This window comes from Aureisphaera galaxeae (assembly GCF_028561275.1).
Lineage (GTDB): Bacteria > Bacteroidota > Bacteroidia > Flavobacteriales > Flavobacteriaceae > Aureisphaera > Aureisphaera galaxeae.
Map to the genome: position 1 here is coordinate 292185 of NZ_JAQQTF010000002.1, position 12773 is coordinate 304957.

Genomic DNA, 12773 nt, shown 5'->3' on the forward strand with positions numbered 1-12773 from the left:
TCGATGATGACAGGCCAAAGGCAAGTCATGCCTGCATTTCGTGCAAATAATCCGTTCCGCCTTTAATAACGGGGCTTTACAGCCATTGCAAATTTTTGGAAATAAGATATTTAACATATTTTAATATTTTTTACCATTTCCTAAACTTTCCCTATTTTGGCCTTTTATTACATTTGACCTACAAACCTAAATCTTACATGTTATGAGTAACGAGAATAACAGTACAAAGTTTAAAGTACTAATTGGATTACTTTCCGCAATGTTAATTGCTTTGGCCGTTTACACGGTCTCACTTTACAATGATAGTAAAAGTAATATAACAACGCTCGAAACCCAAAAAACCGAAATTGAAGACGAATTACAAGAACTTATCGCCAATTACGATGAGGTAATTCAAGACAATGAGCTAAAGGACAAAGATCTTTTGGCCGCGAAAGAGCGTATTGAGGTATTACTGGATTCTGTAAAGACAGCAGAAGCTAACGTCGCTTTAATTAGACGCTATCGCGCCGAAATTGGAAGATTGAAAGATGAGCGAAAGATACTTTTTAGAAGAGCCGATAGTTTAGCAAAAGCCAATGAAATGCTAGCCATGAGAATGGATAGCACCACCACTATCCTTAACGAAACCATTCGCGTGGTAGACTCTGTAGGAGAGGAAAACATCGCCATGGCAGAAACCATTAAAAGAGGTTCTGTGGTAAAGGCTACCGATCTTCGTGGAGAGGCGGTAATTGTTCGTAAAAGTGGTAAAATAGTAGATACCAAGCGATCCAGTAGAGCCGATAAGGTAAGAGCTTGTTTCACATTGGCTCCCAATATCATCGCCAAAAAAGGAGATCGTCTGTTGTACATTCAAGTAATTAATCCGAAGAGCAACTTACTAGGAGATAAAGCCACTATGGAGTTCGAAGAGGGGACACTTGATTACAGTGCTACTACCAAAGTGTTCTATGAGCAGGAAGAATTGGATGTTTGCGTATTGGTAGATGCGACCGAAGAAGACCTTGTGGAAGGAAGATATATCATCAATGTTTTCGATGGTGCTACGCAAGTAGCGACAGCTTCCATGACGCTTAAGTAAATACATCTTAAAAAAGATAGAGCCGCTACGATGTTATCGTAGCGGTTTTTTTATTTTTGCGCCATGGCAAATAAGGAAGATCACTTTAAGAAGGTAATATCGCACGCCAAAGAGTATGGGTACATATTTGGATCCAGCGAAATCTATGATGGATTGAGTGCGGTATATGACTACGCGCAGAATGGTGTAGAACTCAAAAAAAACATTCGGGAATACTGGTGGAGAAGCATGGTATACATGCATCAGAACATCGTGGGGATCGACGCTGCGATCCTTATGCACCCTACGACCTGGAAGGCCTCTGGTCACGTAGATGCATTTAACGATCCACTTATCGACAACAAGGATTCTAAGAAGCGCTACCGCGCCGATGTTTTGGTCGAAGACTATGCCGAGAAACTGAATCAGAAAGCACAAAAGGAAATTACCAAAGCCAAGAAGCGCTTTGGGGATGCTTTCGATGAAGCCCAGTTCGTAACCACCAATCCACGTGTGGTAAAGTATCTTTCTCAAAAAGAAGCGGCTTTAAAGCGCTTGGCCAAGTCATTGGAAAATGAGGATCTGGCCGATGTAAAAGCCTTGATCGAGGAGCTAGAAATAGCCTGTCCCGAAAGTGGATCCAGAAATTGGACCGATGTGAAGCAATTCAACCTTATGTTCGGGACCAAATTAGGAGCTTCTGCCGAGAGTGCTACCGATCTTTACTTACGCCCAGAAACCGCACAAGGGATCTTCGTCAACTTTTTGAATGTTCAGAAAACCGGTAGGATGAAAATTCCTTTCGGAATTGCACAAACCGGTAAGGCGTTCCGTAACGAGATTGTAGCGCGCCAATTCATTTTCCGTATGCGCGAATTCGAACAAATGGAAATGCAGTTTTTCGTGCGCCCAGGAGAGGAAATGAAGTGGTACGAATACTGGAAGGAAACGCGCCTTAAATGGCACCTGTCCTTAGGAATGGGAGAGGAAAACTACCGTTTCCACGATCATGAAAAACTAGCGCATTATGCCAATGCTGCGGCCGATATAGAATTCAATTTCCCATTCGGATTTAAGGAATTGGAAGGGATTCACTCCCGTACCGATTTCGATTTAAAAGCACACGAAGAATACAGTGGTAAGAAACTACAGTTCTTCGATCCTGAGATGAACGAAAGCTACGTTCCCTATGTGGTGGAAACTTCCATTGGATTGGACCGTATGTTCTTGGCAATTTTCAGTAATTCCTTGAAAGAAGAAACGTTGGAGGATGGAAGTTCCCGTGTAGTACTGAAGATTCCTTCTATCCTGGCACCAGTAAAAGCCGCTGTTTTACCTTTAGTGAAGAAAGATGGGTTGCCTGATATCGCTAAGGAAATCGTAGATACACTACGTTGGGATTTCAATGTAATTTATGATGAGAAGGATGCTGTAGGGCGTCGTTATAGAAGACAGGATGCGGCAGGTACTCCGTTTTGTATCACCGTAGATCATCAGACGCTCGAAGATCAAACAGTAACCCTTAGGGATCGGGATTCTATGGAGCAAGTGCGTATTCCTATTGCTGAAATTTCTACACACTTAAAAGACACCATTTCCTATCAGAAATGGCTATCATAAAGTAAAAGAGCGGAATCTATTCCGCTCTTGCAAATATTTCGGTAATTTCTACGGGTCTGGCTTCTGGACAACGATTCTGCATACGTAATCCACGGAATTTTATCCACACTTTCTGAGTATCGCTTTTAAACGCATCGGTGAGGTTAGTAGGGTCCACTTTTTGCTCTGCAAATCCACCCTTAACATCGATCACATATTCACAGGAGCCTTCGCCTTTTCCAGCGACAATGACACCTTTTAGATAGCCTTCGCTTTCCATAGTGGCGGCACTTTTATCTGTTGTTTGCATATCTTGAGTATCGGTCACTTCTTCGGTAGCATCTGTGGCTTCAGTGACGGTCTTTTTTGTCGAATTACAGGAAGCAATAGCGATGCAGGATAATAGAATGAGGGTTTTCATAAAGTTCATGGTGTACGATTTAATTATCTGAAACTAAAATTACAATAAATATGCCATTCGTGGGTCCAACGGCATATGTATGGGCTTTAGAACCCCCTCATTTTTTTCTCATAAGTAAGTATTTAAAAACTCCTTAAAATCTCCTAGAAATAGGCATAAAAATGATTTAATCATCTGTAAATCAATAATTTAATAAAATTAGGGGATTTTGTAATGGGTTGATTTCTAAGGTTTTGATAAATACTTTTACTTCAGCTAAAACCTAAAAAATTGCTCAGATATGAAACTTTATTATGTAGTAACTATGTTGTTGCTTCTTATTGGAATAGAAGCATCGGCACAACAAGCCCCCAACGTGGAGTCGCCCGCAACCTATCATTCGGAATCCGTCTCCATGTATCATGTAGCATCCCTGGCATCTAGAGTCACAGACCTAGTTCCTGCGGATACTAGCCCTAAACCGATTAAAGATAAGCGCCACTTTGGAAATAAGGTGATTATCGGAAAAGACCCGCAACGCCAAAACGATTATTTGGCAAGCAACCCGCATCCTAACACAGGAACCGTTCGCGTATCTCCCCCAAGTTTGGTGTTCGATTCTTACAGTACGGGCGGGTCTCCTTCCGATCCAGCATTGGCCGTGGGGCCCAATCACGTATTTGTGGTGTTCAATACTGGATTTATCATTTATGACAAGAACGGAAATGCCCTTACCGCACAATTGGACGACAGTAACATCTTCACCAATAACGATACGTGCTGCGACCTCACTGTATCTTACGATGCAGCAGCAGATCGTTGGGTGTTGAGTATTCTTTCGGCCACCGCGGCTGGGAACTCCTTTAGTGGTATTCAAGTAGCCGTATCCGATGGCCCTGATCCTGTTACCGCAGGCTGGAATAGCTATCAATTCAATATGAACACAGATTACCAAAAGTTATCCGTTTGGAGCGATGGCTACTATATAGCTGCCAACAAGGGTGGAGGTGAAAAAATCCACGCTATAGAAAGAGATGCTATGCTTGCAGGTGCTGCAAGTGCCGGAATTCAAGGATTCGACTTGCCGGGAATCCAGACAGGTCCTGGAGGATTTTTTGCCCCACAAGCTTTCAATGTTGCAGATGATAACTATCCTGCTGCTGGAGATGTTCCTTTTGTGTTTCTACAGGACGACGCCTTTGGTGGTATAAGCGATGACCACATTAAACTATGGACCGTAAATGTAGATTGGACAACGCCTGGAAATTCTACCGTTTCGGCTGCTACCGAATTTCCGGTAACCCCTTTTATAGGTGTATTCGATGGGGGTGGATTCAGTAATCTGGACCAGCCGGGCGGTGGAGTAGCCATCGATGCCATTCAACAAACCATAATGAACCAAGCTATGTTCCGCAAATTCGGAACGCACAACTCGGCTGTGTTCTGTCACGTAGTAGATACTGATGGTGGTAGTGGAGAGTTAGCAGGGATTCGTTGGTACGAATTCCGTCAGAATGGCGATGGGCAACCTTGGTCTTTGTACCAAGAAGGAACATATACTTCGCCTAATGGAAAGCACGCTTGGATGGGAAGTTTAACGATGGATTCTAACGGAAACATCGCCATGGGATATTCTGCCATGGCCGGACCTACCACGCCCAACCCTACCGATTTTAGGGTAAGTTCTTACTATACGGGAAGATTTGAAAGTGACCCTCTTGGGACCATGACCGTAATTGAAGAAAACATTGATATGGGAACCGCTAACATTGGTGGATTCCGCTATGGAGACTATGGTAAAATAGACATAGACCCTACTAACGACGGTACGTTCTGGTACATCACCGAATACAGAAAAAGTGCTACCCATGGAGTAGTGGGAGCCTTTACCATTGAGCCTCCGGGGCCAGACGATATTGGTGTTATTGCCATTACGGAACCTAACGACGGTATCCTAACCGCAAATGAGGATGTTACCATCGAGATTAGAAACTTTGGTAGCAACGATATTACCGATCCAGAGGTACAGTACACCATCGATGGGGGAACCCCTGTAGTAGAAAATTACTCAGGAACCATTGCTGCAGGAGCCATCGAAACTTTCACTTTTGCGACACAGGCCGATTTGTCGGTGCCTGGCGATTATACCATTGTGGCCCAGACCAATCTTTCTGGGGATACCAATACTTCGAACGACGCTACAACGAGGGTCGTAACGCATGGGATTTTGTATTGCGAGCCTACTGCGGTACAAGGGTGTAACTTGGACGGAATCAAGAAATTTATCCTGAATACCATCGATGCCGACGACGGAGGCGATGGATGTAATACAGAGCCAGCATCAAGCCCTGCAGGGTATGCAGATAGAACTCACTTGTCTACTGTACTGAGCAACCAGGCAGGATCTAATGTGTACACCTTGCAGGCACAACATAACTGGGACGCAGGAGCCGGTGTAGAAGCATTATCGGTATGGATCGATTTTGACGACAACGGCACCTTCGAACCGACAGAACAATTAATCGCAGGGGAGTTCTTCCAAAGTGCCGATGTGCTTGAGGACTTTACCCTAACCATTCCTGTAGGAGCACCCATAGGGCAGCACCGATTAAGAGCAAAATCTATCGACACTTCTGCAGATGGTGATGTAAACGATCCTTGCACGGATTTCGCGTACGGGGAAGTACAGGATTACACCGTAGATATTCAATCTGTTTTAGGTGTGAACGACCTTTCCATAGAAGCTGCCGAATTATTGGTAGTGAACAAAGGAAACAATCAGTTCGAAATCTCCTTAAGAACATCGTACGATGCGGTAGGTTCCATTGGAGTTTATAATCTTTTGGGACAGCAATTGGCCTTCAATAATATAGAAAAAGAAGGTGACCGTTATCTATACGATTTGGATATGTCCTATGCTTCTAAAGGTGTGTACCTCATTAAAATGGGGAACCTAGGACTAAGAACCTTTAAGGCAGTTAAAATTGTAGTTCAATAGTAGTTAAATAAGTTTTTTTGTGAAAGTGAAAAGAGCAGGATCCGTCCTGCTCTTTTTCGTTCGTAGCCGTTTACCTACCTAAACATTACCCTTTTTTTAGTTCAAAACCTACCAAAACAATAGGAAAATAAAACATAAAAGACTGAAATTTAACTGTTTAAGCTATTCAAATAATTGGCTTAAATGCTTGATATTTAAAGAAATGGTAGTATTTTTAAAGCCTCAGTAAAAATTTAACCAAAAACTTGTTGAAATGAAATTAACTTACGTATTACTGTCGTTTCTACTCCTTGCCAGTTTTGGAGTGGTAGCGCAGGAAAATCAACCTGACGGTCCCTTCTACGTAGGGGAGATTACAAGGACTTACGTTCCTCCGATCAATCAGAGATTGTCCGAGATCCCTCAATGGGTAGACAACAACGAAGAGAAGTTGGATGGTCGTTCTTCTAGAGCTAAGGTTGTTCCTGGAAAGGACAAACAAACCGAAGACGATTACTTCTCAAGAAATCAGCACCCGCTTACTTCAAGTATTCAGGCACAACCGCCAATCTTGGTATTCGATGCTGCTGTTTCTAGTTCACAACCAACCGATCCTGCCTTGGCAGTAGGACCGGATCACGTACTGGTTGTATTTAACACAGGATTTATTGTATACGACAAAAATGGTGTTGCTCAATCAGGGCAAATGCCACCTAACCCATCTATTTTCCCAAGTAGTGGTTGTTGTGACCTTACGGTTTCCTATGACCAAGCTGCAGAGCGTTGGGTTCTTTCCTTCTTAGGAGGTGGAGCGCAAATCGCTATTTCCGATGGTACCAGTACTGACCCATTGGCTACTGGATGGAACGTATACAACATTCCTCAGATTAGTGATTACCAAAAACTTTCTCAGTGGAGTGATGGATACTACTTAACCGATAACACGGGAAGTAGTAACCGTGTTTGGGCAATGGACAGAGCCGCAATGATTGCTGGTGATGCTGGAGCGAGTATCCAAGGTTTCGACCTTCCTGGTATCGTAACTAGTGGTTTCTACAGCCCACAAGCACTTAACGTAACCGACGATAACCTACCTGCTCCTGGAGGTCTTCCGGTAGTATATCTGCAGGATGACGCATGGGCTGGTGTATCTACGGATCACGTAAAACTTTGGACCATTGATGCCGACTTTGCAGACCCAGGTAACTCTACCGTTTCTGCGGCTACCGAATTAACAGCTACTCCATTTATCTCTGTATTCGATGGTGGTAGTTTCTCTAACTTAACACAGCCAGGTGGTGGTATTGCTATCGATGCATTGCAAGCTACTATCATGAACCAAGCTCAGTTTAGAAAGTTTGGATCTCACAACTCTGCTGTCTTCAACTTCGTTATTGATGTAGATGCTTCTAGTGGTGAGAAAGCTGCAGTTCGTTGGTACGAATTGCGTCAGTCTGGCGACGGAATGCCATGGTCTGTATTCCAAGAAGGTACTTACGAATCTCCTGATACTCCAACGGGAGGTGAGAAGCACGCTTGGCATGCGAGTATGATGATGGACGTTCAAGGAAACATCGGTATGGGATATTCAGCGATGACTGTAGATCCAGGAGATCCTAACCCAATCCAAGTAAGTTCTTACTATACAGGACGTTTTGCTGCAGATCCTCCTGGAACCATGACGATCGCAGAGGAGCTTATCCGTAATGGAGACGCTAACATCCCTGGATTACGATACGGTGACTACAGTAAGATCGATATTGATCCTGCCGATGATAAAACATTCTGGTTCATCAACGAATACATGAGCCCAGAGCCAGGTACTTCTAGAGCCGATGTTGTTGGGGTATTTAAAATTGCTCCAGACTTTAATACAGACGTAGGAGCTATTAGTATCGACGCTCCTAACGATGGTGCTTTAACTGCTACAGAGCAAGTTGATATTACTATCTTCAACTTCGGACAAGACCCACAGTCTAACATTCCTCTTGAGTTGTACTTGGACGGATCTTTAGTTGCTACAGAAAATTTCGCTGGGCCACTAGATCCTACTACTAACGACACATATACATTCACCGCTACCTTAGATCTTTCTACAGAAGGTCAGACATACGAAATCGAAGTTCGTACCAACCTAGGGGGTGATGAGGACAACAATAACGATGGTGTTACCAAGATGGTAACTCACGTATTGGCTAACGATATTGGTGCTATCGAGATCACTTCTCCAAACACAGGTGAAGGTCTAGGGAACGAAGATGTAACCATTACTATCGAGAACTTCGGTACTGCCGAGCAGTCTAACTTCGATGTATCGTATACTATCGACGGAGGTACTCCAGTAGTTGAAACGGTTGCAGGTCCTCTTGCGGCTGGCGGAACTATTACGTACACGTTCGCTCAGCAAGCAGATCTTTCAACACCTGGACAGTCTTACCTTATCGAAGCTTCTTCCGAACTAGGTTCAGACGGAGATGCTTCTAATAACAGTGTGGCTAAAGGTGTTACTCACTTAGTATGTTCTACACTTACTAATGATACAGATCAGCCTGTAGGTCCAGATGCTGGAACCGTAACTGTCTCTACAATTACTGTTACCAACGATTTCACGATCAATGATGTAAATGTTACTCTTAACATCGATCACACTTGGGTAGGAGACTTGGATATTCAGTTGGTTCACCCAGATAACTCTACTGCGATCACATTGATCGATCGAGTATGTGGAAACTGTCAGAACTTTACCAACACTACTTTAGATGATGAAGCTACCGATCCTATCGCAGGAGGTACACCACCATTTACTGGATCTTTCCAGCCAAGTGAGCCATTGTCTACTTTCGACGGTCTTTCTTCTGTAGGAGATTGGAGATTGGTAATTACGGATAATGCGAACCAAGATGGTGGTACACTACTAGACTGGACACTTAACCTATGTGAAGGTGGAGTCTTAAGTGTAGGTGATGAAGTTGCCAACAACTCCGAGCTTGTTGTATTGGATCAAGGAAATGATCAGTACAAAGTGTTGTTACCAACTACTACTGTTACCGAAACATTAGAATTCAGCGTACTAAATATGAGAGGTCAGATTTTGGCATCTTACCGTTTGAATAACGAAAGCGGAACTGGGTACGAGTATGATCTAGATATGTCTCACGTTCCAGCGGGTGTTTACATCATTAGAATTGGAGACAAGAACTTTGGAGGTGTAAAACGAATTATCGTGAGATAAGCGTAAGCACATCAATTCATATAGAAGAGCGGGCTTTGTCCCGCTCTTTTTTGTTTTAGAAATATGCCCGTAATTGAATGGTTCCTGTATGAATGGTGCTAGAGGATTCACTCTTCCTTCCGAAGTAGGAGAGATTAGCATCGAGGTATTTGGTTATACGTTTTTGAAACAAAAGGTTCCAAGTAAAGTTCACCCCAGGTTGTAGTCCTTCTAACATAGTATAGGCAACAGGAGAAAAAGCAGCCCCTTCGAATGCGTTGTCTATATAATTGAACTCTCCCGAAATGGAAATTTTCTGAACATTGTTATAGGCAAAGGAAACCCCAATTTTCTGTTGGTCCAGGGTTTCCATAGCACCCAGTGCATTTTCCTTATTTAGGAACTGATAAAAAACATCGAATCGTGTCTGCCGGTTTAGGAGGTAAGACAGTTTTGGGTTAAGGGAATAGGTGTCCAGATCGAAATTTCTATTTTCAAAATTCTCTGAACGACTGTCCGTATTCCCTAAGGTAGCCTTTAGATTGGCTAGCCAAAAGTCCTTGAATTTATGGTTGAAGTTGAGTTGATGACTCTCTAACATGTTTTCCTGAAGCCCTAGGGAAATAAGATTACTGGCCGAACTGGAAATATAGGTATAGCTTGTGGTATACTTCTGCTTTCCACGATTGAAGAACAAGGCATTCCTGAAATTTAAGGTAAGGCCCAATTGCCCATCACCGCCACCCTTAAAAGGATTGATATCCGCAATATCGTTGGTGCGTTCTATTTTGCGATCTATGACATAACTCGTCTGATTGTAAAAATGGGAAAGGAACTTTTTGAACCCCGTAGCATTCTGCCATGATTTGGGATTCAAGGTGACGGTCTGGCTCAATTTGTTGTTCCGAATTCGCACAAATATCTGATTGGGCAATAATACACGAACATATTCCGCCTGATCCTGAAACTGGGCCACTTCAAATTCATTCAGTTCTTGGACGCCATTGTCATTGTAATCGATCCAGGTAAAGGTTCCCTGTCCGGGTTCTACCTGTACAAATGTGAATTCCTGTTGTGGAATTACACCGCTATTGGATTCTATAGCGGTATTTAATCGAACACCTCCTTTCCAAAGGTTTTGGGAGTACAGCAAACGGGTGTTGATGATCTTTTCATCCTCTTGGTTTTCGTCTTCATTTTCCAAAAGACGATAGCTTCCAAAAAGGGATAATTGCGTGTTTTTATTTTGAATGAGCCGCGCATTGGCAAAGTAGTCATGAGAAGTACTTACCCGTTCCACTCGGTTATTTCGAAGACTGTCATTAATCCGATAGCGATATCCTACCTGTCCATATACTTTTGTACTGTCACCTACACCAGTATATACTTCGTACGCAGCAAAACGTTGGCTTAAAGGTGTAAGACTATCGTTGGCAATGGCTTTTACCTCGTTGTCTTCTGCGAGGTACTTGGCACCCACCCATGCTTTTTCAAAAGAATAGGCCGCATTTACCTGTCCCCTTGCGAATTTGGATTCTAGCACTTCCCCCTTGCTATCCAAATAACTACCATTCAGCAATAACTGTAGTTTGTTCCATCGAGTGTTCGCTGCAAGGACATGCCGCGTCCCTTCAAAATTTTCGGAATAGTCTAGATTTTGGAATTCGTAGCGCCCCCCTCCATATTTGGGATGCGAAAGTTCCACTCCGGAAGTGACAAAACGTTGGTCTCCCAGTGGATTTTCAAGGTTCCAATCTCTATTGAATTCAATATTGTACAGTCGCTCTATGGTTTGGAAATCCTTATGTAAATAATCCAAGGATGCAAAGGCATCGACCCTAAGGGTATCTTGGGTGGTCCACAGGCGTTGTTTGGCTTTAAAATGTCCCCCAAAGCCATCGTTGTCACCGTTATCTATATTCGAGAAGAGATTGACATCGTTGATGCTTCCAGTAAGTTCAAAATCCACGAGTGTCTTTTCGGAAGGGCGGTAACTTCCATAGACACCTCCCAATTGTAATTTCTCGGGAGCGTCTAACCTAATGATGGGCTCATAATTTCCTTGTGGAATACCATCTATGGGAGCAACGTATTCAAAAATACGGGTAATGGCACTTTCGTCGCTAATAATATAATTTCCCAAATTATCCCCCACCAAACTGAAACGGACATTGAACAGTTCATCTTCAGGATTGTTGGAAAACACAAAAATTTCGGTTCCGTTAAGGTCTTCCTTTCGGTACAAAATCTTGTTTTCAGAAAATGTATCGGGAACGGCACTTGGAGCATTCATGAGATTCAAATTGTCACCAGCAGCGGAAAGAATACCCACTTGTTCTTCGGTGAGACTTTGTTGCAGCGGCTGATTTTTAGCATCACTTTCAGAATACACATAGGCACCTACCTTAAATGTTTCGGCTTCGTATTCACCGCCACCATACCCGATAAAACGGGTGTAGCTCTGGTCGGTAAACTGGTATTCTACCGTAATACGCATATTGGCATTGATGGGGTATGTGGGATTGAATTTTATTTCCCCTGCGTTGTAATCGATTACATAATCCTCGTTTTCCCCGCGCTTTAGGAGTAGTCCATTCACATATACGCGCTCACTGCCGGAAACAATAAGAATAAAGAGTTCGCCATTGGGACCTACAAGTTTATAGGGTCCTTGATTTCCTTCCTGTCCTTGAAATTGACTTCGTTGAAAAACCCCACGTACCAGAGCACCGGAAGCATAAGCAGAAGTTTTAGAACCATCTTTATGGTCGAAAGTGCCGCTTAAGGAAATCCCCTGCACTTTTTTGGTAAAGCGCCCAAAATAGGTATGACTGTTCTGAAGGTCCACATCTCCTGCCCGAATGTTCCATTTATCGCCGTACAATTCAATAAAAATCTGGTCGAACTCGTCCAAGCTTTGGGAATAGCCCCCTTCTTGGGTAGGAATGTTGGCATCCTGTATGGAAGCCCGGATATTGATTTTATCACTCAGTTTTCCTGTAATCTGAAGATCAAGCTCGCTATTAACCACAGCATTCTGGTTACTTCCTATGGTAATACCCCGGGTAATGCTTCCCAAGGTGTTCAATCCCGCAAAAGGGGAATTGGTGACGGTTCGATTGCTTTGTCCCAAGGTATATAACTGATCCAGTTTTCCTGTGTTTTCAGAAATAATGTTAGGATCTAACAAGAAGTAATCCTTAGTGAGATAGGAAGGGTATTCCAAATAGTTGATGGTAATGGTGTCATGCCGTTGTAATGCATCTTCTGGAAAGACCACCCAACCCTTTTCGAAATTGATTTGGTAGGAGATACTATCGATAGGGGTTCCCGCTTTGTCCAGTACCGAAAACTCAGAAGGATTTATACCTGCTTTGTTCAGGTAAATGGTATCTTTTATAGGGAGCCGTTTCGTTTTGTAATTGGAAAGGGTATCCTGTGCATGGACAGTAAGGCCCAAACAAAATAAAAAAAGACAGAAATACCATTTCATACGTACTACAACTTGCCCTTAGGGTTTTTA

6 protein-coding genes are annotated in these 12773 nt (G+C 43.1%); 4 read left to right on the plus strand and 2 right to left on the minus strand.

Going from position 1 to position 12773, the window contains the following annotated elements:
• The first annotated feature begins 202 nt into the window (after window positions 1-202).
• Together POV27_RS01130 and POV27_RS01135 are read left to right on the plus strand one after the other, a co-directional pair.
• Window positions 203-1084 (plus strand): hypothetical protein, encoded by an 882-nt coding sequence (locus POV27_RS01130; protein WP_272860886.1) that lies wholly within the window; start codon window positions 203-205, stop codon window positions 1082-1084.
• Window positions 1085-1147: 63 nt separating this feature from the next.
• Window positions 1148-2683: a glycine--tRNA ligase gene (locus POV27_RS01135; protein ID WP_272860887.1), complete on the plus strand. Its 1536-nt coding sequence runs from the start codon at window positions 1148-1150 to the stop codon at window positions 2681-2683.
• Between the two features lie 16 nt (window positions 2684-2699).
• Here the strand turns inward: POV27_RS01135 and POV27_RS01140 are convergent, their stop codons facing one another.
• Entirely contained in the window at window positions 2700-3092 is a 393-nt protein-coding gene (locus POV27_RS01140; RefSeq protein WP_272860888.1) for a hypothetical protein, read from the minus strand.
• Between the two features lie 271 nt (window positions 3093-3363).
• On the opposite strand from POV27_RS01140, the gene POV27_RS01145 reads away from it, so the two are divergent.
• Window positions 3364-6060 (plus strand): GEVED domain-containing protein, encoded by a 2697-nt coding sequence (locus POV27_RS01145; RefSeq protein WP_272860889.1) that lies wholly within the window; start codon window positions 3364-3366, stop codon window positions 6058-6060.
• A 253-nt stretch (window positions 6061-6313) separates the two neighbouring features.
• A complete protein-coding gene (locus POV27_RS01150) occupies window positions 6314-9271 on the plus strand; it encodes a proprotein convertase P-domain-containing protein (RefSeq protein WP_272860890.1) in 2958 nt (985 codons plus the stop codon).
• Between the two features lie 55 nt (window positions 9272-9326).
• Here the strand turns inward: POV27_RS01150 and POV27_RS01155 are convergent, their stop codons facing one another.
• Window positions 9327-12743, minus strand: coding sequence for a hypothetical protein (locus POV27_RS01155; protein WP_272860891.1), 3417 nt, complete (start codon window positions 12741-12743; stop codon window positions 9327-9329).
• Between the last annotated feature and the right edge of the window lie 30 nt (window positions 12744-12773).

What these genes read in the sequence shown, in the direction of transcription:
- POV27_RS01130 (WP_272860886.1), top strand. Translation starts at nt 203, where the DNA reads ATGAGTAACGAGAATAACAGTACAAAGTTTAAAGTACTAATTGGATTA.
- POV27_RS01135 (WP_272860887.1), top strand. Translation starts at nt 1,148, where the DNA reads ATGGCAAATAAGGAAGATCACTTTAAGAAGGTAATATCGCACGCCAAA.
- POV27_RS01140 (WP_272860888.1), bottom strand. Translation starts at nt 3,092, where the DNA reads ATGAACTTTATGAAAACCCTCATTCTATTATCCTGCATCGCTATTGCT.
- POV27_RS01145 (WP_272860889.1), top strand. Translation starts at nt 3,364, where the DNA reads ATGAAACTTTATTATGTAGTAACTATGTTGTTGCTTCTTATTGGAATA.
- POV27_RS01150 (WP_272860890.1), top strand. Translation starts at nt 6,314, where the DNA reads ATGAAATTAACTTACGTATTACTGTCGTTTCTACTCCTTGCCAGTTTT.
- POV27_RS01155 (WP_272860891.1), bottom strand. Translation starts at nt 12,743, where the DNA reads ATGAAATGGTATTTCTGTCTTTTTTTATTTTGTTTGGGCCTTACTGTC.